Origin of the sequence: Arthrobacter sp. NPDC057388, from assembly GCF_042668165.1 — a bacterium.
Taxonomy (GTDB): Bacteria; Actinomycetota; Actinomycetes; order Actinomycetales; family Micrococcaceae; genus Arthrobacter.
The window spans coordinates 1-21,173 of record NZ_JBHVBL010000039.1 but is presented as its reverse complement, the minus strand read 5'-3'; the positions used below and the strand labels follow the sequence as shown (position 1 = coordinate 21,173).

23 protein-coding genes are annotated in these 21,173 nt (G+C 66.8%); 13 read left to right on the top strand and 10 right to left on the bottom strand.

The genetic code is table 11. The features are described 5' to 3' along the window. Nucleotides 1-28: 28 nt before the first annotated feature. The 4 genes from ACFUTU_RS16685 (at nt 29) to ACFUTU_RS16670 (ending at nt 3,123) form a co-directional block, all read left to right on the top strand. Complete coding sequence (locus tag ACFUTU_RS16685; protein WP_377966219.1) at nt 29-1,051, top strand: acetylxylan esterase; 1,023 nt, start codon at nt 29-31, stop codon at nt 1,049-1,051. A gap of 304 nt (nt 1,052-1,355) precedes the next feature. Then, a complete protein-coding gene (locus tag ACFUTU_RS16680; protein ID WP_377966217.1) occupies nt 1,356-2,492 on the top strand; it encodes a 3-deoxy-7-phosphoheptulonate synthase in 1,137 nt (378 codons plus the stop codon). A 98-nt stretch (nt 2,493-2,590) separates the two neighbouring features. Then, complete coding sequence (locus ACFUTU_RS16675; RefSeq protein ID WP_377966215.1) at nt 2,591-2,803, top strand: helix-turn-helix domain-containing protein; 213 nt, start codon at nt 2,591-2,593, stop codon at nt 2,801-2,803. 221 nt (nt 2,804-3,024) lie between these two features. Beyond that, the gene (locus ACFUTU_RS16670; RefSeq protein ID WP_003792170.1) at nt 3,025-3,123 is read left to right on the top strand and encodes a 30S ribosomal protein bS22; all 99 of its coding nucleotides are present in this window, start codon (nt 3,025-3,027) and stop codon (nt 3,121-3,123) included. A gap of 80 nt (nt 3,124-3,203) precedes the next feature. On the opposite strand, the gene ACFUTU_RS16665 is transcribed toward ACFUTU_RS16670, so the two are convergent. Then, nucleotides 3,204-4,022 (bottom strand): HAD family hydrolase, encoded by an 819-nt coding sequence (locus tag ACFUTU_RS16665; protein WP_377966250.1) that lies wholly within the window; start codon nt 4,020-4,022, stop codon nt 3,204-3,206. A gap of 83 nt (nt 4,023-4,105) precedes the next feature. Here ACFUTU_RS16665 and ACFUTU_RS16660 point away from each other — a divergent pair, with 83 nt between their 5' ends. Continuing rightward, entirely contained in the window at nt 4,106-4,363 is a 258-nt protein-coding gene (locus ACFUTU_RS16660; RefSeq protein ID WP_377966213.1) for a glutaredoxin family protein, read from the top strand. Between the two features lie 86 nt (nt 4,364-4,449). After that, nucleotides 4,450-5,145 (top strand): redox-sensing transcriptional repressor Rex, encoded by a 696-nt coding sequence (locus ACFUTU_RS16655; RefSeq protein WP_377966211.1) that lies wholly within the window; start codon nt 4,450-4,452, stop codon nt 5,143-5,145. Nucleotides 5,146-5,212: 67 nt separating this feature from the next. Here the strand turns inward: ACFUTU_RS16655 and ACFUTU_RS16650 are convergent, their stop codons facing one another. Beyond that, nucleotides 5,213-6,055, bottom strand: coding sequence for a hypothetical protein (locus tag ACFUTU_RS16650; RefSeq protein WP_377966209.1), 843 nt, complete (start codon nt 6,053-6,055; stop codon nt 5,213-5,215). Between the two features lie 280 nt (nt 6,056-6,335). Further along, entirely contained in the window at nt 6,336-6,884 is a 549-nt protein-coding gene (locus tag ACFUTU_RS16645; RefSeq protein WP_377966207.1) for a YceI family protein, read from the bottom strand. Nucleotides 6,885-7,081: 197 nt separating this feature from the next. Here ACFUTU_RS16645 and ACFUTU_RS16640 point away from each other — a divergent pair, with 197 nt between their 5' ends. The 5 genes from ACFUTU_RS16640 to ccsB are packed head-to-tail and all read left to right on the top strand — an operon-like array spanning nt 7,082 to nt 11,984. Further along, entirely contained in the window at nt 7,082-7,747 is a 666-nt protein-coding gene (locus tag ACFUTU_RS16640; protein ID WP_377966205.1) for a histidine phosphatase family protein, read from the top strand. Between the two features lie 3 nt (nt 7,748-7,750). Then, on the top strand, nt 7,751-8,356 hold the full coding sequence (locus tag ACFUTU_RS16635) for a TlpA family protein disulfide reductase (protein ID WP_377966203.1): 606 nt from the start codon (nt 7,751-7,753) through the stop codon (nt 8,354-8,356). A 6-nt stretch (nt 8,357-8,362) separates the two neighbouring features. Beyond that, nucleotides 8,363-9,118 (top strand): cytochrome c biogenesis CcdA family protein, encoded by a 756-nt coding sequence (locus ACFUTU_RS16630; protein WP_076800534.1) that lies wholly within the window; start codon nt 8,363-8,365, stop codon nt 9,116-9,118. Next, complete coding sequence (locus ACFUTU_RS16625; protein ID WP_377966201.1) at nt 9,118-10,884, top strand: cytochrome c biogenesis protein ResB; 1,767 nt, start codon at nt 9,118-9,120, stop codon at nt 10,882-10,884. Before ACFUTU_RS16630 ends, ACFUTU_RS16625 begins: the two co-directional genes overlap by 1 nt. After that, complete coding sequence (gene ccsB, locus ACFUTU_RS16620; RefSeq protein WP_377966199.1) at nt 10,884-11,984, top strand: c-type cytochrome biogenesis protein CcsB; 1,101 nt, start codon at nt 10,884-10,886, stop codon at nt 11,982-11,984. Before ACFUTU_RS16625 ends, ccsB begins: the two co-directional genes overlap by 1 nt. A gap of 232 nt (nt 11,985-12,216) precedes the next feature. Here ccsB and ACFUTU_RS16615 read toward each other — a convergent pair whose 3' ends face one another. After that, a complete protein-coding gene (locus ACFUTU_RS16615) occupies nt 12,217-13,140 on the bottom strand; it encodes a hypothetical protein (protein WP_377966197.1) in 924 nt (307 codons plus the stop codon). Nucleotides 13,141-13,599: 459 nt separating this feature from the next. Beyond that, nucleotides 13,600-14,097, bottom strand: coding sequence for a PLD nuclease N-terminal domain-containing protein (locus tag ACFUTU_RS16610; protein ID WP_377966195.1), 498 nt, complete (start codon nt 14,095-14,097; stop codon nt 13,600-13,602). A gap of 126 nt (nt 14,098-14,223) precedes the next feature. Here ACFUTU_RS16610 and ACFUTU_RS16605 point away from each other — a divergent pair, with 126 nt between their 5' ends. Further along, nucleotides 14,224-14,550 (top strand): DUF4229 domain-containing protein, encoded by a 327-nt coding sequence (locus tag ACFUTU_RS16605; protein WP_377966193.1) that lies wholly within the window; start codon nt 14,224-14,226, stop codon nt 14,548-14,550. 18 nt (nt 14,551-14,568) lie between these two features. On the opposite strand, the gene ACFUTU_RS16600 is transcribed toward ACFUTU_RS16605, so the two are convergent. The 5 genes from ACFUTU_RS16600 to ACFUTU_RS16580 form a co-directional block, all read right to left on the bottom strand. Next, nucleotides 14,569-15,450: a 1,4-dihydroxy-2-naphthoate polyprenyltransferase gene (locus ACFUTU_RS16600; RefSeq protein WP_377966191.1), complete on the bottom strand. Its 882-nt coding sequence runs from the start codon at nt 15,448-15,450 to the stop codon at nt 14,569-14,571. A 91-nt stretch (nt 15,451-15,541) separates the two neighbouring features. Then, the gene (locus tag ACFUTU_RS16595) at nt 15,542-16,699 is read right to left on the bottom strand and encodes an AMP-binding protein (RefSeq protein WP_377966189.1); all 1,158 of its coding nucleotides are present in this window, start codon (nt 16,697-16,699) and stop codon (nt 15,542-15,544) included. Nucleotides 16,700-16,776: 77 nt separating this feature from the next. Further along, on the bottom strand, nt 16,777-17,730 hold the full coding sequence (locus ACFUTU_RS16590) for a 1,4-dihydroxy-2-naphthoyl-CoA synthase (RefSeq protein WP_377966187.1): 954 nt from the start codon (nt 17,728-17,730) through the stop codon (nt 16,777-16,779). A 21-nt stretch (nt 17,731-17,751) separates the two neighbouring features. Beyond that, the gene (locus tag ACFUTU_RS16585; RefSeq protein WP_377966185.1) at nt 17,752-18,192 is read right to left on the bottom strand and encodes a VOC family protein; all 441 of its coding nucleotides are present in this window, start codon (nt 18,190-18,192) and stop codon (nt 17,752-17,754) included. 49 nt (nt 18,193-18,241) lie between these two features. Continuing rightward, the gene (locus tag ACFUTU_RS16580; protein WP_377966183.1) at nt 18,242-19,003 is read right to left on the bottom strand and encodes a CPBP family intramembrane glutamic endopeptidase; all 762 of its coding nucleotides are present in this window, start codon (nt 19,001-19,003) and stop codon (nt 18,242-18,244) included. A 317-nt stretch (nt 19,004-19,320) separates the two neighbouring features. Here ACFUTU_RS16580 and ACFUTU_RS16575 point away from each other — a divergent pair, with 317 nt between their 5' ends. After that, nucleotides 19,321-21,072, top strand: coding sequence for an ABC-F family ATP-binding cassette domain-containing protein (locus ACFUTU_RS16575; protein WP_377966181.1), 1,752 nt, complete (start codon nt 19,321-19,323; stop codon nt 21,070-21,072). Nucleotides 21,073-21,173 lie beyond the last annotated feature (101 nt).

Sequence of the window (21,173 nt, the reverse complement as noted above, 5' to 3'; positions counted from 1 at the left end):
CTGACCGGCCCAGGAAGAACGGAAATCCATGCCGCTGTTTGATCTGCCCCTCGAGGAGCTGCGCCGGTACACGTCCGCAGTGACACTGCCGCCCGACTTCCAGGCGTTCTGGGACCGCACCGTGGACGAGGCGCGCGCCTTTCCGCTGGACGCCGTCTTTGAACCCGTGGAAAACTACCTGGCCGTCGTGGACACCTTCGACGTCACATTCGCCGGCTACGGAGGCGCGCCCGTAAAAGGGTGGCTGCACCTGCCGGTGACCCGGGAAGCCGGAACCCGGCTGCCTGCCGTCGTGCAGTACGCCGGCTATTCCGGCGGCCGCGGGCTGGCCAACCAGGACACCCGGTGGGCGCAGGCAGGCTACGCGCACTTCATCATGGACACCAGGGGCCAGGGCTACCGCGGGGCGGTCGGTGAGACCGCGGACCCGCACCCGTCGGCAGGGGAGGTGGCATATGCGGGCCTGATGACCCGGGGCGCGGCCAGCCGCGAGGACTACTACTACCGCCGGGTGTACATTGACGGGTTCCGCGCCGTTGAAGCGGTGCAGGCGCATCCGGACGTGGACGCTTCCCGGGTGGTGGTGGCCGGGGTCAGCCAGGGCGGCGGCATCACCGTCGCCGTGGCTGGGCTCGCCGCCGGAAGGCTCGACGGCATCGTCGCCGCACTGCCGGACGTCCCGTTCCTCCAGGACTTCCCGCGTGCCATCGACATCGCGCCGCGCGGACCGTATCCGGAAATTGCCGGCTTCCTGGGCCGGCACCGCGAGAAATATGAAGCCACGCTGGCCGTGCTCAACTACTTCGACGGCGTCAACCTGGGCAGGTCAGCGACGGTCCCGGCGCTGTTCTCCGTTGCGCAGATGGATGACGTCTGCCCGCCGTCCACCGTCTTCGCCAGCTTCAACGCGTACGGGGCGGATGCGGGTCCAACAGCCGCCGGCGGGGGAGTCGCCAAGGACATCGAGGTGTACCGCTTCAACAACCACGAAGGCGGCCAGGAGCACCACTGGATCCGCCAGCTGCAGTACCTCCGCAAGCTCCTGGGCTGAGGCCCCCGCCTCCCAGCTGAGCGCGAACGTACACTTGTGGCCCTTGGAAAGCGTTTCCTAAGGGCCCCAGGTGTCCGTTCGCGCTTACCCGATTTGCGGCGCCGGTGAGCCCCCGGCTATGGTGTGGCTATGACTAACCGTTGGTATGCGTATTTTTCGTTGGCTCTGGAGGGGCCCGCGTCTAACTGACACGCATCCAACTTTTCCTTCAGAGCCAACAGGGCAGAGATCATTCTCTGCCCTTCGCCATATCTGCGGCGGGTTCTGACCAGGGGCCCGCTCCCACCCGGAACAGGACCCCCACATGAGCGCAACAGCCACCGAAACCCAGCAGCCGACGTCGGAACGCCAGTCCACGTCCAACCTGAGGGTCAGCGAAATCACTGCCCTGCCCACGCCCCAGGAGATGATCGCGGAACTGCCGCTGGACGCGAAGGCGGCCGACGTCGTCGAACGCGGCCGTGACGAAGTCCGGGCCATCATGGACGGCGTGGACGACCGGCTGCTGGTGATCGTCGGCCCGTGCTCCATCCACGATCCCAAGGCCGGCCTGGAATACGCCCGCCGGCTGGTGAGCCAGGCCGAGAAGCACAAGGAAGACCTGCTGATCGTCCTGCGCGCCTACTTCGAGAAGCCGCGGACCACCGTGGGCTGGAAGGGCCTCATCAACGATCCGCACCTGGACGGCAGCCACGACATCGCCGCCGGCCTGCGCGCCGCCCGCAGCTTCCTGCAGCAGGTCACCGCGCTGGGGCTCCCCACTGCCACCGAATTCCTCGAGCCCATCAGCCCGCAGTACATGGCCGATCTCATTTCCTGGGGCGCCATCGGTGCGCGGACCACGGAAAGCCAGATCCACCGCCAGCTCGCTTCCGGCCTCTCCATGCCCATCGGCTTCAAAAACGGGACCGACGGCGACCTGCAGGTGGCGGTCGACGCCTGCAGCGCCGCCGCCTCCGCCCAGGCGTTCCTCGGGATCGACGGCGACGGACGGGCAGCGCTGGTGTCCACCGCCGGCAACCCCGACACCCACGTGATCCTCCGCGGCGGCCGGAAGGGCCCCAACTACTCCTCGGCCGACGTCGAGGCGGCATCGGCGAAGCTCGCGGCCAAGAACCTCAATCCGCGGCTGATCGTGGACGCCAGCCACGCCAACAGCGGCAAGAGCCACCACCGCCAGGCCGAGGTGGCGCTCGAGATCGGCGCCCAGCTCGAAGACGGCGGAACAGCCGCCGGAGCGATCGCCGGCGTCATGCTGGAGAGCTTCCTGGTGGGCGGCGCGCAGAACCTGGACGTGGCCGAGCACGCCGCCGGCCGCTCGGAACTGGTCTACGGCCAGAGCGTCACGGACGCCTGCATGGAGTGGGATGTGACGGCGTCCGTCCTCGAACAGCTGGCGGCGTCGTCGCGGAAGCGGCGGGCTTTCACAATGGCCACGTGAGCATCTAGAGTAACTAGAACACGGTTGTTCGATGGCTCAGCATCGGCGCACACCGCAGATAGACCGGCGTCGTTGCTGAGAGCAAAGGAATATGGGTAATGTCCGCAGAGTCGAACTTCTCGAACGCCAAGTTCTTGACCGTGGCCGAGGTGGCTGAGGTAATGCGTGTCTCTAAAATGACCGTATACCGCCTTGTCCACTCGGGGGAGATGCCCGCCGTCAGGTTCGGCCGCTCCTACCGCGTCCCGGAGGCCGCCGTCGAACAGTACCTTAAGGGTGCTGTCGTGGACGGTCACACGGGCACCGCCTGACGGGACCCGGCTGACCGCACCGATCCCGTGGTTCTGCAGCCGCCTTGGGGGCCGCTGCACGCCACGGGAGCTGTGCTGGTCAGGGGGTGCTCCGGATAGGCGGTACCCTGTTAAGGAACGTTTTACGTCATTGTAAGAATCTGTCAGTTGTTCAGTCTGTTGCTCAGTCCACGGACCTTCTCCATCAGACAGGTACTGCATCTAGTTTGTAAGGAACTTTCGTGGGTTCAGTTATTAAGAAGCGTCGCAAGCGTATGGCCAAGAAGAAGCACCGCAAGTTGCTTCGTAAGACCCGCCACCAGCGCCGCAACAAGAAGTAGAGTCCGCTCTGCGCGTCAATGCCCGTTCCCTTCCGGGGGTGCGGGCATTTTTGCGTCCTGCGGCGCGGCCCACGGGCCTGTCAGACCCGGGGTCCGCGGAAACGGGTGTAGCCGCGCCACAGGCCATAGACCGCGCCGCCTGCGGTGGCTGCCTTCAGCCCCAGCGTGGCCGCGCGCCGGCCGGACCGGAAGTCGTAGACCGGCCAGTTGTGTTCGCGGGCGTGCTTGCGCAGCCGGCCGTCGGGGTTGATCGCCACCGGGTGGCCCACCATGGTCAGCAGCGGGATGTCGTTGTAGGAGTCGCTGTAGGCCCAGCACCGTTTCAGATCGAGGCCGTGCTGGTCCGCGATGCCCTGGACGGCCACGGCCTTGGCGGCGCCGTGCAGGATGTCCCCGACGAGCCTTCCCGTGTAGAAGCCGTCCTTGGTTTCGCCCACTGTTCCGAGGGCGCCGGTGAGGCCCAGCCTGGTGGAAATGACGGTGGCCACCTCGATCGGCGTGGCGGTGACGAGCCAGACCTTCCGGCCCACGCGCAGGTGCTGCTCGGCCAGGGCCTTGGCGCCGGGCCAGATCCGGGAGGCGATCATCTCGTCGTAGACTTCCTCGCCCAGCGCCTTGATGTCCTCTTCGGTGATGCCTGCGGCGAGCCTCAGCGCTGAATCCCGCACTGCGTGGACGTCGTTGAGGTTTTCGCCGCGAAGCACGAACTTGAGCTGCTTCCACGCCATGCCCGCCGCCTGCGCAAGCGTGAAGGCTCCGCGCTGGTGCATTTTCCTTGCCACGTGGAACAGGCTTGCGCCCCGCATGAGGGTGTTGTCGACGTCGAAGAAGGCAGCCTCGCCGTGTTGCTGCTTCGCAACCGGACGGTGGGCCACAGCGACGTACTTCTCCTCGGGCATGCCACTGAGTCTAGTCAATGCAGTGCGCCACATCTGACGGCGTCCGCGTCGCTCCCCGCCGTCAACGGCGATACGGTTGAAGCATGGCAAACCCCGACGTCGTTCTCCTCACCAAAGCTGACTGCCACCTGTGCGCCGCGGCGCGCGACGCCGTCGGAAGGGTAACTGCCGGGCTGGGGCTGACGTGGTCGGAACGGCAGCTGGACGCCGACGACGAGCTGCGCGACCGCTACGCCGAGGAGATCCCTGTGGTGCTGGTGGACGGCGTTCAGCGTGACTTCTGGAAGATCGACGAGGCCCGCCTGGAGCGTGTCCTGCGCCGGGCCATGGCGGGGGATTAGCCGATTTCGAACAACGGCATTGGCTTTGTTGACATAACTGATGGGGATCTAGAGTGGACTCACAACGCGACGCAACGGAGCAGATAGTGACTTCGCTCGATTCACCTCCCCAGGCTGTGCCCGGGCCCACCGGGGCTGCCGGAAAGCAGATTCCGCCGGCGGCCGTGGCCCGGCTGACGATCTACCTGCGCGCGCTGAACTCCCTGCTGGCCGAAGGCACCGAGCGGGTTTCCTCCGAGTCGCTGGCTGAACTTTCCGGCGTCAGCTCCTCGACCCTCCGCAAGGACCTGTCCCACGTCGGCTCCTACGGCACGCGGGGAGTCGGCTACGAGGTGCAGTACCTGAGCCGGCACATTGCCGCAGCCCTGGGCCTCACCCATGACTGGAAAGTCGCGATCGTGGGCGCGGGCAACCTGGGCAAGGCGCTGGCACGCTACGGCGGCTTCGAATCCAGGGGTTTTGACGTTGTTGCCATCTTCGACGCCGACCAGATGGTGGTGGGCAACGAGGTGGGATGGCTGCGCGTCAGCGACGTTGCGGACCTCGAAACGGTCCTGGAACGGACCGGCACCAATATGGTGGTGCTGGCGCTGCCGGCCGCCGTGGCGCAGAGCGTGTGCGACAGGGTGGTAAATGCAGGCGTCCGCAGCATCCTCAGCTTTGCGCCCGTGATGCTCCAGGTGCCCGACGGCGTGACGCTGAGGAAGGTGGACATGGCCACCGAGCTGCAGATCCTCGCTTACCACGCGCAACGGGCGCAGACTCCCGGCCAGCCGGAGTAACTCCGGCGCTCCGGGAATCAGCGCCCGCTGGGTCTTTACTTGATGGTGCTGACGTTCTGCCCGCCTGTTACCGGCCGTAGGGGCCAGGCTGCGAGTAAGGGTTGGCGAACGGCTGCCGCTTCTGGAAGTACGGCGCCGATGCCGGCAAGTACAGCATCACGATCGCGGCGATGCCAAGCAGGCCCACCAGGGTGTTCAGGCCCGGCGGGAACAGGCTGAATACGGAGAGTGCGGCGAACACGGTACCGAGGATGCGCGCCCAGTTCTTGCCCTTCCGGACATTGAAGGCCACCAGCGCGTAGAGGCCGGCGCCGACCAGGGCAAAGACCACCATGGTTCCGATGATGAAGCCCTTGACGTCCTCGAACTGAATGTTCTGGCCGCTGCTGCGCAGCTGCTCCTCGAAGGTGCTTCGCATGGCCGGGTCATCCAGCGACGGGATCGTGACCAGAATGGACAGGATCGACAGGACACCTGCAGCGATGATCATCCACAAGGAATAGTTGACCAGCTTCGGAACGCCGTCGCCCGTGGTTGCCTGGGCCTGTTCCGACGGGTACTGCCCGTAGGGGGACTGGCCATACGGGCTCTGGCCGTACGGGGACTGTCCATACTGCGGAGTGCCCTGTCCGCCCTGGCCGTATTGCGGCGGGTTTTGCCCGTACTGCGGCTGCCCGTACTGCGGAGCGTTCTGGCCGTACTGCGCCTGTCCGTACTGGGGCTGTCCGTACTGGGGAGCGCCCTGCTCACCCTGGCCGTACTGTGGTGTGTTCTGGCCGTACTGCGGCGTGCCCTGCCCGTACTGGGGCGAGTCCTGGCCGTAGCGGGGCTGCCCGCCGGCCGGCTGCGAGCCGTTGTCCGGCTCATTGGAGCCGGGGTCATTGGAGTGCGGGACTGGAGGATTGCTCATGAGCGGTCCTTTGCGTAGTGACGTCTGAATCGGCTACCGGTTCAGACGCCTGCCCTCCCCAGCATGGTTCACTTCCCACCGTACCCCTCGGCGGGTGTGCAGTGGATCATTCCGGAGAGGTATTCCAAAAGCCGTGCCAACCTGCAGAAACGCCGTCCGGCGGGGGAGTGCCGGGCCAGGGATTTGCCAACTGGAAAACGTCCCGAAACGCCGAACGCCCCGCCTGCGGAAAGTCCGCGGACGGGGCGTTTCGAGCCAGCAATCGTGGCTGCGCAGAAACCTAGGCTGCAGGCGCGATGAAGGCCAGTTCAAGGTTGATGGCAACCTTGTCGCTGACCAGGACACCGCCGGCTTCCAGCACGGCGTTCCAGGTCAGGCCGAAGTCCTTGCGGCTGATGGTGGTTTCGGCGGAAACGCCGGCGCGGGTGTTGCCGAAGGGGTCAACGGCAACACCGTTGAATTCGGTCTCGAGGGAGACCGGGCGGGTGACTCCCTTGATGGTCAGGTCGCCCTGGAGTTCGTAGCTGTCACCGTTGGCAACGAGGCCGTTGGAGACGAAGGAGATCTCGGGGAACTTTTCGACGTCGAAGAAGTCTTCGCCGCGGACGTGGCCGTCGCGGTTGGCGTCGCCCGAGTCGAAGCTGGCGGTCTGGATGGTGGCCTCAACCTTGCTGGCCGTCACGTCCTCGGCGAGGTCCAGGGTGGCGGTGGCGTCCTTGAACTGGCCGCGGACCTTGCTGATGCCGGCGTGGCGGACGGTGAAGGCGATCTCGCTGTGGGAGTTGTCGAGGGTCCAGGTGCCGCGGGTGAGCTCGGTGGAAAGTGCCATGGTGGTTCTCCTTGTATCAGTAATCGGACGGATGATTGTTGAAGCTTTTGTTGAAGTCTCAACTAACTGCTGCATCCAGTATAAACATGCATTTGCATGTTTTGTTCCCCCTGCGGGGAACTTTTTTGAAAAATTTTGAGTTCTACTCGATGTAGAAGATTTCGTCATTGCCCCTGCCCTTTGAGAAACTGGTAGACATGCCCCAAGCCACTGTCCATTTGCTCCGCCACGGCGAGGTCCATAACCCCGAGGGTGTCCTGTACGGCAGGCTGCCTGAGTTCCACCTCTCCGAACTTGGCCGGCAAATGGCGCAGACCCTCGCGGAGCACTTCCGTGAACGCGCATCCCAGGGCGCCAACATCGTGTACCTCGTGGCGTCACCGCTTACGCGCGCCCAGGAAACGGCGCAGCCCACCGCGGACGTGCTGGGGCTGGAGATCCACACGGACGGCCGCATCATCGAGGCGGAGAACCACTTCGAAGGGCTGAAGGTCACCCGGGCGGAGCTGCGCAAGCCGAAGCACTGGCGGCACCTTGTCAACCCCTTCCGCCCCTCCTGGGGCGAGCCCTACAAGCTGCAGGCAGCCCGCGTGACCGAGGCCGTCCAGGAAGCCCGCGCCAAGGCCATCGAGCTGGGCGGCGACGGTGCCGAGGCCATCCTGGTCTGCCACCAGCTCCCCATCTGGGCCACCCGGCTCAGCGCCGAGGGAAAGCCTCTGTGGCACGATCCCCGGAAACGCGAATGCACCTTGACCTCCCTGACCTCCCTGGTTTTCGGCGACGACGGCGCCCTGCTGCGCGTGGAGTACAGCGAGCCCGCCGCCGCCCTTCTTCCCGGTGCCTCAAGCACCCCCGGAGCCTAAGTTATGACTGATACACCCAAGAGTTCCCGCCGCAGCGTCCTCGCCGCCGGGGGCCTGGCCCTCATCACGATGGGCCTGTCCGCCTGCGCCCAGGAGGACGCCCTGGCCAAACAGGCCAAAGCCGGGGACAACAAGAACTACGTGGCCGGCGACGGCTCCGTCACCGAGTTTGCCGCATCCGAGCGGAAGTCCGGCATCCAGATCCAGGGCACCCTGTTCGACGGCACCGCCGTGACCCCCAAGGACTTCCAAGGCAAGGTCACCGTGCTGAACTTCTGGTTCGCCGCCTGCGCGCCCTGCCGGGTGGAGGCGCCGTCGCTGGAAGCGCTCCACCAGGAGTTCAAGGGCAAGGGCGTGCAGTTCTTCGGCGTGAACCTGCGCGATGAGAAGGCCACCGCTGACGCCTTCGACAAGACTTTCGGCCTCACCTACCCGAGCTTCGACGACAAGGACGGCAGCGTCCTGCTGTCCGTTTCCGGTCTGGTGCCTCCGGGCGCAGTCCCCACCACGCTCGTGGTGGACAAGCAGGGCCGGGTGGCGTCGCGCGTGCTGGGGGAGATCGAGAAGGGCACACTCAAAGCCCTCATCCAGTCCGCCGTGGCAGAGTAACCTCCCGTGAACAGCCCCTTCGCCGAAGCCATCCTGAACGGTTCGCTGCTGCTCGCTATCCCGGTGGCACTGCTGGCCGGACTCGTGTCCTTCCTTTCCCCGTGCGTGCTCCCGCTGGTGCCCGGATACCTGGGCTACGTCACGGGACTCACGGGCGTGGACCTGCAGAAGCAGAAGCGCGGCCGCATGCTGGCCGGCATCGGCCTGTTCGTGCTGGGCTTCTCGGTGATCTTCGTGCTCCTCGGCGGGGCGTTCGGGCAGCTGGGGTCGCTGATCTCCGGCGGGCAGAACGCCTGGATCACGCAGGTCCTGGGCGTCCTGGTGATCCTGATGGGCGTGGTGTTCATGGGCGGGTTCTCCTGGTTCCAGCGTGACGCCAAGATCCATGCCAAGCCGCCTGCGGGCCTGTGGGGTGCACCGCTGCTGGGAATCACATTCGGCCTTGGCTGGGCGCCCTGCATCGGACCCACCTATTCCGCTGTCCAGCTCCTCAGCCTTTCCGGCGGCTCCTCCGCGGCGAAGGGCGCGTTCCTGGCCTTCGTCTACAGCCTTGGGCTGGGCATCCCGTTCCTGCTGATCGCCCTCGCGGTGCGCCGCGGCGCGGGCGTGATGTCCTTCTTCCGCAAGCACCGGCTGGCCATCCAGCGCACCGGCGGCGGAGTCCTGATTGCCCTGGGCATCCTGATGGCCACAGGCCTGTGGGGCGCCTGGGTCACCGAATTGCAGTACTGGTTCCAAACCGACGTGAAGTTGCCGATCTGATGAGCGAGCGTGTGAAGTCAACCGAGAAATCCCCGGCCGGGGACGTCCCGCAGCCAGGGTCCAACCAGCCCGGCCAAAGTGACGCTGACCAGAAAGCCGTACCTAACGACGCCCTGAAGGCTGCCAAGGCCGGGGCCGCCGTGCCGTCCCTGGGCTTCGTGGGCATGCTCCGCTGGGCCTGGACGCAGCTGACCAGCATGCGCACCGCGCTGTTCCTCCTGCTGCTCCTGGCAGTGGCGGCGGTGCCGGGATCGCTGTTCCCGCAGCGGCCCGCCAACCCTTCTGTCGTCACGCAGTACATCAAGGACCACCCCGACTACGGCAAGCTGCTGGACTCGCTCCAGCTGTACGATGTCTACTCGTCGGCCTGGTTCTCGGCGATCTACATCCTGCTGTTCATCTCGCTGATCGGCTGCGTGGTGCCCCGCGCCATCGCCCACTACAAGGCCATGCGTTCGCAGCCCCCGCGCACCCCGAAGCGCCTCTCGCGCCTGCCGGAGTACGGCACCCTGGTGGTGCCCGCGGACGCCGGGATCCCGGCGTCGGACGCCATTGAGGACGCAGCGGCGCTGCTGAAGAAGCGCGGGTACCGCGTTGAGGTAAGGCACGACGGCGGGGCGCGGCCGTCTTTGGGGGCCGAGCGCGGCTTCCTGAAGGAAGTGGGAAACCTTGTTTTCCACACCTCGCTGATCGGCGTGCTGGTGTCCGTGGCCATCGGCGGCCTGTTCGGGTACAGCGGCCAGCGGATCCTGGTGGAGGGCGACACGTTCGTGAACACCCTGGTGGGCTATGACCAGTTCAATCCCGGCACGAACTTCCAAAGCAGCCAGCTCCAGCCGTACTCGATCCAGCTGGACAAGTTCCAGGCCACGTTCGACCGGGAATCCCAGGGCAAGTTCGGCCAGCCCATCGACTTCACGGCGGACGTCACCACCAAGGAAAACCCCGGTGCCCCGGCCAAGAAGGAAGTCCTCAAGGTCAACGATCCCGTCACGCTCGGCGGCACCAGCATCTACCTGACCGGCAACGGCTACGCGCCCGTGGTCACTGTCCGCGACGGCAACGGCAACATCGCCATGCAGGGTCCTGTGGTGGCCAAGCTGCAGGGGGACAACTACTACTCCTCCGTGGTGATCAAGGTCCCTGACGCGAAGCCCGACCAGCTGGGCTTCGCCGGCTTCTTCCTGCCCACCGCGTTCGTGACCGACCAGGGGATCTCCTTCAGCGGCGATCCTGAGCTCATCAACCCGCAGCTGAGCCTGAACTCCTTCTACGGTGACCTTGGCCTGGACAAGGGTGCCCCGCAGAACGTCTTTGAGCTCGACGTCAAGAACCTCAAGGAACTCAACAGCCGAAACCTCAAGGCCGGCGGCATCACGCTCGCGCCGGGCAACACCTACACGCTGCCGGAAGGCAAGGGTTCCATCACGTTCGACGGCGTGAAGAAGTACGTGGGCGTGGACATCCACCACAACCCCGGGCAGCTCTCGGCGCTGATCTTTGCGCTGATTGCAGTGGCCGGGCTGATCGTCTCGCTTTACGTGAACCGGCGCCGCGTCTGGGTCCGCACCGGCACCCACGAGGACGGCCGGACCATGGTGGAATACGGGCTCCTGGCCCGCGGCGAGGACCACCGGCTGGCCGGCGAGGCGGCCGCGCTGCGCGACCTCCTGTCCCGCCAGTGGAACCTGGCCGCCGACACCCCCGAAACAGCACCTTCCAACTCCTCATCAGCAGGCTCGCCTGAGCCGAAGAAGGACCAGTAATGTTCCCCATCAACGAGACCATGGGCCAGTACAGCGAGCTCTTCATGCTGCTTGCGGCCGGCACCTACACCGTCGCCTTCATCGCGTTCGCGTGGGACCTGGCCAGGAGCAGCAAAGCCCTGAAGGCGATCGACCTCAAGGCCGCAGCCGCAGACTCTCCGGCGGCTTCGTCCGCCAAGGTTCCGGTGGCGGCAGGCGCACCGGGCGCCGCGTCACAGTCGGCGGGCAGCGGCGGGGACCGCCTGGCCGGACCGGCAGACCGTGCCGAGCGGCCGTCGTCGTACTCTGCTGTTTCCGGTGCCGCCGGGCAGACCGCCGACGACAGCATGCGCTACGGTGAGCGCCGTGCACCTGCCCGCGTGGCGGTGGCGCTGACCGTCCTGGGCGCCGCAATCCACGCCGCAGCCGTGCTGACCCGCGCAGTGGGCGCCGGCCGTGTCCCGTGGGGCAACATGTACGAGTTCCTGACCACCGGCGCGTTCGTGGCTGTGGCCGTGTTCCTCGTGGTGCTGGTCCGCCGTGACCTGCGCTTCCTCGGCACGTTCGTGGTGGGCCTGGTGATCATCATGCTGGTGGCCGCGTCCGTGGCGTTCTGGACTCCGGTCGGCCACCTCGTGCCCGCGCTGCAGAGCTACTGGCTCATCATCCACGTCTCCATCGCTGTGCTGTCCTCGGCGCTGTTTACGCTGACGTTCGCGATGTCCGCGCTGCAGCTGGTCCAGTCGCACCGGCAGAAGACCATTGCTGCAGGCGGAGCCGACAAGCTGGGGTTCATGCGCCTGGTGCCGTCCGCGCTGAGCCTGGAGAACCTGTCCTACCGCATCAACGCGATCGCCTTTATCGGCTGGACCTTCACGCTCATGTTCGGTGCGATCTGGGCCGAGAAGGCCTGGGGCCGCTTCTGGGGCTGGGACACCAAGGAAGTCTGGACGTTCGTGATCTGGGTGGTGTACGCCGGCTACCTGCACGCCCGCGCCACCCGCGGCTGGACCGGGACCCGCGCGGCCTGGCTGTCCATCGTGGGCTACCTGTGCGTGGTCTTCAACTTCACCATCGTGAACCAGTTCTTCAACGGCCTGCACTCCTACTCGGGGCTGTAGGGGTTTCCTTCGGGTTGCTTCGGCGCCTCGCCTGCGGGCTGTGGTGCCTTCCGGGGCCCGCAGATTTACCACAAAGGGCCGCATGGGCTCGTCGATTTACCCAAAAGGGCCGCTCAGCTTGCTTGCTGGGCGGCCTTTTTTGGTGAATCTGTGAAGCCGCCAGCCGATCGCCGGGCTTTGCAGGACGGAGCCGGCCGGGCGAGGTCCTGAGCGGAGGGCGAAACGTCAAAGGTCAGCGTGATGGTTTCCAGCCGCGGCTCGACAGGGCCTTGCGGACCTTGGCGATGGCCGTGGGTTCTTTGCCTGGCACCATGGGATCGAGGTCCAGCTGTGTCAGGAGCAAGACGAGCCAGCCCAATCCACGCGCGCGCTCATCACGGTAGATGTCGCTCCTCCGCTGGGCGGGGGTGGCATGGTGGCCGCCGTCGTACTGGATGGCAATCTTGAACTCCTCGTAGGACATGTCGGGGTCCTCGACCCAGCCGCCGGTTTCGTCGAGCATGGGCACGTTGATGGCCGGTTCAGGCAGCCCGGCTTCGACCAGCAGCAGTCGCACTTCGGTCTCCTTCGGTGAATCGGTGTTGGCCCGGATGAGAGCCCTGGCCTTCATTGCTTTGGGGTACCCAGCCCGGCCCTGCTTCCCAGCGAGGAAGGCGTCCAGTGCCTCCTGGGATGAAAGGGGATCCTTGCGGCGCAGAAGGAAGTCGCCGGCAATGACCAGGTCCTGCAGAGACAGAAGTCCGGCCAGGTCGAACCACGTCCGAAGCGGCGACGTGCAGGCCACGTAACGGCCATTGAAGATCTCCTCTTCCGGAAGCGGAAGCCGGTGGCCGCAGACGTTCTTCCTTCGCACAGCCCTGGCGCCGTCCCGGCTGGTCAAATGGATGACAACCTGGTCCTCGAAGCGCAGAGGGAGAGGGAAGCCCCAGAGCGCAGCGGCTGACAGGTGACTGACAACGGCTCCGGTTGCGAGTACCAGCGCCCGCACCCGGACGAGGTGCGTGATCTCCACCGCAGCCGGCGTACGTACCCCGTGGCAGGGGCTCGCCAGGTCGAGGGCCCGTGCCCGCCTGCGGGTGAGACCGGCAGCAGTGGCCTGGCGGATGGTGAACGGCTGTGCCTGCAGTGCGGGCGGAAGAGGGCGTGGACGAGGCATGGAAGCATTCTGCTGCCCGGAGCGGCCCTGCAATGCGTTATCCACAATTTTGGGCCGGTGTGGAGGGATAGTGCTGTTGCCATGCGGATGCATCCTGCTGCAATGCATCCAGCTGCACCTGCATCCTGCTGCGCCGCGTTGCCACAAAGGGCCGCCTGCTGATGCCCTGAAGCGGCCGTTTTTGGTAAACCGACCCAGGGGAGCGGCCATTTTGGTAAATCGGTGCAAAGTGGCGGCGGCTGAGCCGCGAGGGGCTCCCCTGCGCCGCGTTGCCACAAAGGGCCGCCTGCCGATGCCCTGAAGCGGCCGTTTTTGGTAAACCGACCCAGGGGAGCGGCCATTTTTGGTAAATCGAGACGGCGCGCCGCAGAAAAGATGCGCGACGGCGTCCACGTAGCAAAAGGGCCGCTCAGCCTGCTGCCGGGCGGCCCTTTCTGGCGACAGAGATGCGGGTGAGGGCTACTTCGCTTCGGGGTTGCCTTCGGCGTTGGCCTCGCCCGCGGCGCCCGGCTTGCGCGGCCCCGGTTCGCCTGCACTGGAACTGCCGCTGCTCGTGCTGCTCGTGCCCGGAGCGGCACCCGTAGCGCCCGAAGTTCCTGTGGCACCCGTGCGGTGCGGGCCGGCGTCGGCCTGGTTCTTCCGTGCAGCGTCGTTCCGCAGCTTGCGGAGGCGCTCCGCCTCGGCCTGACGGCGGCGCTGCTCGAGGTTGCGCAGGAAATCGGGGTCGTCGTCGGGGGCGGTGGGGTGCTGCGGATAGGCGGGCTGCGCCACGGCCGATGCGCGGGGGCGGCCGATCAGGAACCACAGCGCGGCTCCGATGAGAGGCAGGAGGATCACCATGATGAGCCACGTTGTTTTGGAGAACCCGCGGGTGAGACCCTTGTCAGTGCGGATAACGTCCACCAGTCCATAGACGTAGATGGCGAGGACTGCGACTGCGATGGCGACACGAGGCATGCAATCAGTCTAGCTGTCGAATGCCCCGGCGGAGATTACAGTATGCCCACAGTAATGCGCTAGCAAAACGCCGAACCGGATCCGCAAATGACGCAGGCTACGCTCAGGTAGGACGGCTAAACTTGGATGGTGGCTTTTCTGAAATACACCCTGATCCGGTTCGCGATCTTCCTGCCCCTGTTTGTGCTGTTCGTCTTTCTGCAGCTGGGGTGGTTTCTGGCCGTCGTCTGTGCAGGGCTGATTTCCTTCGCCATCAGCTACCTCTTCTTCCAGAAGCAGCGCGATGCCGCGACGGCGTCACTGCACGCCCGCTTCTCCGGCCGCGCCAAGCCCATCCGCACCGCCGGGGAGATTGACGATGCCCGCGCCGAGGACCACCTCGTGGACACCCACCCGGACGTCACCATCCGCAACGACATCAAGAAGCGCGAACCCCGCGGCGAAGGCGCTTAGGCCCGCAGCCGGGCAGGCCTAGAATCCGGTGCTCAGCACGAGTCCCAGCGAGAAGAGCAGGGCGTAGCCGAGGTTGATGAGGCCAGTCTGCTTCAGGACCGGGATGAGGCTCTTGCGCTTCCGCCCGTTGATCATGAGCCAGGCCGGCATCAGGCAGGCCGGGATCAGCAGCAGCACGATCAGCATCCACGGCCGCGTGGGCGCCAGGATCACCACGAGCAGGATGGCCACGGCCAGCATCAGGACGTAGCTTTCGCGGGCGTGCTTGTCGCCCAGCCGCACCGCCAGGGTCTTCTTCCCGGCCTGGATGTCCGACGGGATGTCCCGCACGTTGTTGGCCATGAGCAGGGCGCAGGCGATCAGGCCTGTTCCGATCGCACCGATCACCGCGGGCAGGCCGATCTGTCCCGCCTGCGTGTAGGTGGTGCCGAGGGTGGCCACCAGCCCGAAGAACACGAACACGAAGACGTCGCCCAGTCCCATGTAGCCGTACGGGTTCTTGCCTCCCGTGTAGCCCCACGCCGCCATCACGCAGCCCACGCCCACCAGCAGCAGCCACCAGGTCTGGGTGATGATCACCAGGACCAGCCCAACCAGCATGGCCAGGCCGAAGGCGCCGAACGCGGCATACTTCACGTGTTCGGGACGGGCAGCGCCGGAACCCACCAGCCGCAGCGGCCCGACGCGGTTCTCGTCCGTCCCGCGGATCCCGTCCGAGTAGTCGTTGGCGTAGTTGACGCCCACCTGCAGCAGCAGCGCCACGAGGGCCGCCAGGACCGCGTTGAGCAGCAGGAAGGAACCCATCTCATAGGCCGCTGCCGAGCCGATCAGGACAGGTGCGATCGCAGCCGGCAGGGTGCGGAGCCGGGCGCCTTGGATCCATTGTGCGGCTGTTGCCACGGTAAGTACCTCGTGTTGGGTCGGTGAAATGTTCGAAAAGCATGGGCGTGCGCTGGACACGCCGAAGCCGCAGCGGCGCGGCAGAACTACTCTATTTTCCCTGATGCAGCGCGTTGAGCCGTTCAATCATCGCCAGCCGGTCCGGTTTGCCGTTGGGCAGCATGATCAGCTCACTGGCCGGCAGCACCGTCTTGGGGGCGAGCAGCCCCAGTGTGCGGTGCCATTCCTCCGCCCACGCGGCCCCGTCCCGTGCGGCGGAAGAGGCGGGGGAGCCCGAAGCGGACCCGGCGATGGCCACATAGGCTGCCACGGCCTGGCCCCATTTGGCGGAGGTGACGCCTGCCACGAAAGCCGCCGTGACGCCGTCGGACTTTTCCAGCTCAGCCTGCACGTGCGCGGCCGAGACCTTCACGCCGCCGGTGATGATGACGTCGTCGGCGCGGCCCAGTACGGTCAGCCGTCCGTCGGCGTCCAGCATGCCGAGATCGTTGGTCCGGTACCAGCGGGTGCCGTTCTCCTCGACGAAGGCCTCCGCCGTCTGCCCCGGCGCGTCCAGGTAACCCGCCGCGAGGGTGGCCCCGCCCAGGTGGATCCGGCCGTCCTCGGCGAGCCGCAGGGCCACGCCCTCAAGCGGATACCCGTCGTACACGCAGCCGCCGCAGGTTTCCGCGGCGCCGTACGTGGTGACCACCCGCAGGCCCGCGTCGCGCGCGGACTCGAGGAGTTCGGCAGAGGCCGGCGCGCCGCCGAGCAGGATGCCGTTGAAGCGGCGCAGCACGGCAAGGGTGTCCGACGACGGGTCGGCGAGCAGGCGCTGCAGCTGCGTGGGCACCAGTGATGTGAAGCGGATGTTGTCGGTCAGCTCCAGTGCGGCCGCCGTGAAGGCGTCGGCGGTAAAGCCTTCGGACAGGTCCATCGCCCAGGGCCGGGTGCCCGCGAACAGCGACCGGACCAGCACCTGCACGCCGGCCACGTACTGCAGCGGCAGGGCCAGGAGCCACTGCCCCTCGCCCTTGAGCGCGAATGCAGTGGCCATCGACGACGCCGCCAGCGCATCAACCGTCAGGACCGTCGCCTTGGGTGTCCCGGTGGACCCGGACGTGCGGACCACAGCGACAGCGTCCTCAAACGCGGGGGTCGGGACCGGCGTCACCACCGGCTCGCCGTCCGGTCCGGCAGAGAGTTCGACGGCGGGACCCTCACCGTGGAGGGCGGCCGCCAGCGCCTTGAGGGCCGGCTCGATATTCACTGCGCGCCCCTGTGGTGTGGGGGCTTGGGGAGTGCGGGCCTGGGGAGCATTGGGGGTGCCTTCCGACGGGTGCGGGCTTAGAAGTAGTACGGGAACTTCGACCAGTCGGGGTCGCGCTTCTGCAGGAACGCTTCCTTGCCCTCCACGGCTTCGTCCGTCATGTACGCCAGCCGGGTGGCTTCACCGGCGAACACCTGCTGGCCGGCCAGGCCGTCGTCGGCGAGGTTGAAGGCGAACTTGAGCATCCGGATGGCCTGCGGGGACTGCCGTGCGATATCCGCGGCGTACTCCAGGGCCACCTCCTCGAGGCGCTCGTGGTCCACGGCCTTGTTCACGGCGCCCATCCGAACCATGTCCTCGGCGGAATACTCACGGGCGAGGAAGAAGATTTCCCGCGCGGCCTTCTGGCCGATCTGGCGGGCCAGGAGCGCCGAGCCGTAGCCGGCGTCGAAACTGCCCACGGTCGCATCCGTCTGCTTGAACTTCCCGAACTGGCGGGAGGCGATGGTCAGGTCCGAGACCACGTGCAGGGAATGCCCGCCGCCGGCTGCCCAGCCGTTGACGACGGCGATGACCACCTTGGGCATGGTCCGCATGAGCCGCTGGACCTCCAGGATGTGGAGCCGGCCGGCGCGGGCAGGGTCGATGGTTTCCTGGGTCTCGCCGTCGGCATACCGGTAGCCGTCCCGCCCGCGGATCCGCTGGTCCCCGCCGGAGCAGAACGAATGCCCGCCGTCCTTGGGGGAGGGCCCGTTGCCCGTCAGCAGCACGGTGGCCACATCCGGCGTCATCCGGGCATGGTCCATGGCGCGGTACAGCTCGTCCACCGTGCCCGGGCGGAACGCGTTGCGGACCTCGGGCCGGTTGAAAGCGATGCGGACGGTGGGCAGGTCCCGCGTCACGGTGCCGTCGCCGGACCGCTCCACCTGCCGGTGGTAGGTCAGGTCCTGGAAGTCGTCGAAGCCGGACACGGTGCGCCAGCGGGACGGGTCAAAGACGTCGGATACCTTGGCGGGGAATTCGTTGCTCACCGTCCAAGTCTAGTAATCGGCTCAGCTGATGCAGAACTCGTTGCCCTCGGGGTCGGCCATGGTGTGCCATTCATGCGGCCCCTGGCTGGCGGTCCACAGGAAGGTGGCGCCGCGGGCCTCGAGCTCGGCGCGGACCTCGTCTTTGTCCCGGCCGTTGAGACGCACGTCCCAGTGCACCCGGTTCTTGATGGTTTTCTGCTCGGGCACGGTCTGGAACAGGAGGCGCCGTTCCGGTGCCTTGGCATCGAGTTCCTCCGTGGGCCGGATCGCCGCGCCGTCCCGCCACACGAGCCTGCCGTTGTGGGTCATGGTCTGGTCCTCGGTGGCGAAGCCCTGGCTGATCATGGACCGGATGAAGCCCTCGTCCTGCGGCTCCACGGACCAGTCCAGCGTTTCGGCCCACCAGTCGGCGAGGTCGTGCGGGTGCTTGCAGTCGATGGCGATCTGAATGTTGAGTCCCATGGCACCAAGCTACGGTGCCTTGGCCGTCCCCGGATAGGGTCTCGGCTTGCTAGCCCTGGACGCGCTGCAGCTGGTCCAGGAGTTCGGGCGGGATCGTGTACAGGAAGATGGCCGCCAGCAGGTTCTTGGCTGCATGGACGAAGTAGGAGAACATCAGGTTCCGCCCCGTCCACATGTAGACGAACACCAGCGTGCCGCCCATGGCCAGGTACGGCATGAGCGCCTGGAGGGTGAGGGCCTCCTGGCCGACGATGTGGAGTGCGGCGAAGAGGAGCACGGACAGCGCGCAGCAGATCCAGATGTTGACGCGCCGGCTCAGCTTCCCGATCAGCAGGTGCCGGAACACGTACTCCTCGACGAACGGCCCCACCACAACAATCAGCGGCACCATCAGCCAGGCCGGCACCTGACGCATGAGGGCCTGCAGCCCGGCCTGGTTCGCGGACGTCTCGGTGGTTCCCGCCACGGCCACCAGGAGGGCGGTGACGATCATCATGACGACGACGGCCAGCGGCACCATCGCGAGGGTGAACCACGGGCGGGTGGCCAGCACTTTGAGGTCCCGCGACACCACGCCCCGGGCGGCGAACAGTGCCAGGGCGCCCACGCAGCCGTAGAACAGGAGATTCACGCTGTAGGATGCGGCGGCCGGCGTCGGGGCCAGCTGCCGGAGCAGGGGCAGGATGAGTTCCCCGGCCAGCGCGAAGAAGGCTGCGACGGCCACGTAAAGCGCGACGGCGGTGAGGTCCAGCGGCGAAAACCGGTAGAGATCCGGCCGCGGAGCAGGAAGCATGCGTCTGGTGTTCACCATGCTTCCAGCGTAGTGCGCCCGACCAGGCGCGAACGGACAGTTGTGGCCCCAAGTGAGCGCTCATTCAGGGCCACAACTGTACGTTCGCGCTTGCCGAGTGGTGCCTCTGGGTGCCCGTGAACCTTGACGGGTCCGCCCGCCGGCGGGCAGGCTTGACCCATGAAGTCCTAATCCACGACGCCGGCACCGCCCGGCGTCGGTCGTGTTCCGGCCTTTCTCCAGTGCGGATGGGGCCACAGACAAGGCCCCGTAGAGCAGCGCGCTGAAAGAACATGCAGCCGGCTCCGGGACCGCCCAACGGACTGCGAGGACTTCCCATGACTGAACCAAATTCCCATACCGGGCAGCTGCGCCTGTCCGGCGTCTCCCACGGCTACGGGGACCGTGAGCTTTTCACCGCCGTCGACCTGGTCATCAGCGCAGCGGAACATGCCGCCGTCGTGGGTGAGAACGGCGCCGGCAAATCCACCCTGCTCCGGATCCTGGCGGGACTCGAACAGCCGGCCGAAGGCACGGCCCGGCGGCAGGGCCGGGTGGGGTACCTGGCGCAGACCACAGGACTTCCCGCCCGGCTGACCGTTGCCGATGCGATCGACGATGCGCTCCGTGCACTCCGGGATATGGAAGCGGAGCTCGAACGGCTGGAAGCGGGCCTCGCGGCGGCGGAGGCGGACGATCTGGAGGCCTACGGGAACCTGCAGACGCAGTACCAGTTGCGCGAGGGCTATGCCGCGGAATCCCGGGTGGAGGCCGCCCTGGACCGGCTCGGCCTGGGCGGCGTGGACCGGAGCCGGACGCTGGGGTCATTGTCTGGCGGGGAACAGGAACGGGTTGCGCTGGCCTGCCTGCTGGCCGACCCCGCGGACATCCTGCTGCTGGACGAGCCCACGAACCACCTGGACGCCAGCGGCACCGCCTGGCTCGAGGACCGCCTCGCAGCCCACCGGGGCGCCGTGGTGGTGGTCTCGCACGACCGGGTCCTCCTGCGGAAGGTCGCCGCCGCCGTGATCGAGGTCGACGCCGAGCGCCGGACGGTGAACCGCTACGGCAACGGCTACGACGGGTACCTGAAAGAGAAACGGGCCGAACGCCAGCGCTGGGTGCAGCAGTACCACAGCTGGCTCGACGCCATGGCTGCAGAACGCAGGCAGGCGGACACTGTCTCGGACCGGATGGGATACGCCCGGCGCCGGGACAACGACAAGGCCGGTTTCGACTTCAAGACCGGAACCTGGGAGCGGGCCGCCGCCAGCAAGATCCGCAATGCGCAGGAACGGCTGCGCCGCCTGGAGGACAACCCCGTCGAGCGGCCGCCGGAGCGACTGAAGCTCGACGCCGGGTTGGATGGGGCGTTCGACGGCGGTCCGGACGGTTCCGGGGCAGGCGCCGGCGAACCGAACCAGGGCAGTGCCCGGGGATCGGCCGGCCGGGTCCTGCACGCCCGCAATGCCCGCGTGCCTGGCCGGCTGGACGTTGCAGAGTTCCGGGTGGACCGCGGGCAGAAGATCCTCATCACGGGGCCCAACGGGGCGGGGAAGTCCACCCTGCTCTCGGTCCTGGCCGGGACCCTTGAACCGGAAGGGGGCCAGGTGGTGCGCTCGGGCCGGATCGGTTACCTGCAGCAGGAACTGGAGCTGCCGGAGCATCCGTCCCTGCGGCTGCTGCCCGCCTTTGCCGCCGGTCTGGGCGGGAACATCGACGACCACGCCGAGGCGCTTCTTCGGCTGGGTCTCTTCCGCACCAGCGAGTTCCACGTTCCGGTGGGCGCCTTGTCCGCAGGGCAGCAGCGCAGGCTGGCGCTCGCCCGGCTGCTGCTCGGCCACAACGAGATCATGCTCCTGGACGAGCCCACCAACCACCTGGCCCCCGCGCTGGTGGAGGAACTGGAATCAGCGCTCGCGGACTTTGGCGGAACGGTGGTGATGGTCAGCCACGACCGCGCGCTGGGCGTGTGGTTTGACGCCTGCGCGGAGCGATCCCGCAACCGGGCCGGGGAAGGTGCTCCCGGCATGTGGCTCAGGTACGCGATGGCGGACGGCGCCGTGGAGCAGGTCGCCGTTCCTGCCTGAGCGTGCAGAAGCGTGGAGGGGAGGTGCATCTCTGGCCTGGCCCCGGAAATGCCGGCAATGAAGAAAGCTGGGAAAGAGAAACCCGGGCCCGGCATGATGCC

Excerpts from the sequence above, each read along its gene's own strand:
- ACFUTU_RS16685 (WP_377966219.1), top strand. The coding sequence starts at position 29 with ATGCCGCTGTTTGATCTGCCCCTCGAGGAGCTGCGCCGGTACACGTCC.
- ACFUTU_RS16680 (WP_377966217.1), top strand. The coding sequence starts at position 1,356 with ATGAGCGCAACAGCCACCGAAACCCAGCAGCCGACGTCGGAACGCCAG.
- ACFUTU_RS16675 (WP_377966215.1), top strand. The coding sequence starts at position 2,591 with ATGTCCGCAGAGTCGAACTTCTCGAACGCCAAGTTCTTGACCGTGGCC.
- ACFUTU_RS16665 (WP_377966250.1), bottom strand. The coding sequence starts at position 4,022 with ATGCCCGAGGAGAAGTACGTCGCTGTGGCCCACCGTCCGGTTGCGAAG.
- ACFUTU_RS16660 (WP_377966213.1), top strand. The coding sequence starts at position 4,106 with ATGGCAAACCCCGACGTCGTTCTCCTCACCAAAGCTGACTGCCACCTG.
- ACFUTU_RS16650 (WP_377966209.1), bottom strand. The coding sequence starts at position 6,055 with ATGAGCAATCCTCCAGTCCCGCACTCCAATGACCCCGGCTCCAATGAG.
- ACFUTU_RS16645 (WP_377966207.1), bottom strand. The coding sequence starts at position 6,884 with ATGGCACTTTCCACCGAGCTCACCCGCGGCACCTGGACCCTCGACAAC.
- ACFUTU_RS16640 (WP_377966205.1), top strand. The coding sequence starts at position 7,082 with ATGCCCCAAGCCACTGTCCATTTGCTCCGCCACGGCGAGGTCCATAAC.
- ACFUTU_RS16635 (WP_377966203.1), top strand. The coding sequence starts at position 7,751 with ATGACTGATACACCCAAGAGTTCCCGCCGCAGCGTCCTCGCCGCCGGG.
- ACFUTU_RS16625 (WP_377966201.1), top strand. The coding sequence starts at position 9,118 with ATGAGCGAGCGTGTGAAGTCAACCGAGAAATCCCCGGCCGGGGACGTC.
- ccsB (WP_377966199.1), top strand. The coding sequence starts at position 10,884 with ATGTTCCCCATCAACGAGACCATGGGCCAGTACAGCGAGCTCTTCATG.
- ACFUTU_RS16615 (WP_377966197.1), bottom strand. The coding sequence starts at position 13,140 with ATGCCTCGTCCACGCCCTCTTCCGCCCGCACTGCAGGCACAGCCGTTC.
- ACFUTU_RS16610 (WP_377966195.1), bottom strand. The coding sequence starts at position 14,097 with ATGCCTCGTGTCGCCATCGCAGTCGCAGTCCTCGCCATCTACGTCTAT.
- ACFUTU_RS16605 (WP_377966193.1), top strand. The coding sequence starts at position 14,224 with ATGGTGGCTTTTCTGAAATACACCCTGATCCGGTTCGCGATCTTCCTG.
- ACFUTU_RS16585 (WP_377966185.1), bottom strand. The coding sequence starts at position 18,192 with ATGGGACTCAACATTCAGATCGCCATCGACTGCAAGCACCCGCACGAC.
- ACFUTU_RS16580 (WP_377966183.1), bottom strand. The coding sequence starts at position 19,003 with ATGGTGAACACCAGACGCATGCTTCCTGCTCCGCGGCCGGATCTCTAC.
- ACFUTU_RS16575 (WP_377966181.1), top strand. The coding sequence starts at position 19,321 with ATGACTGAACCAAATTCCCATACCGGGCAGCTGCGCCTGTCCGGCGTC.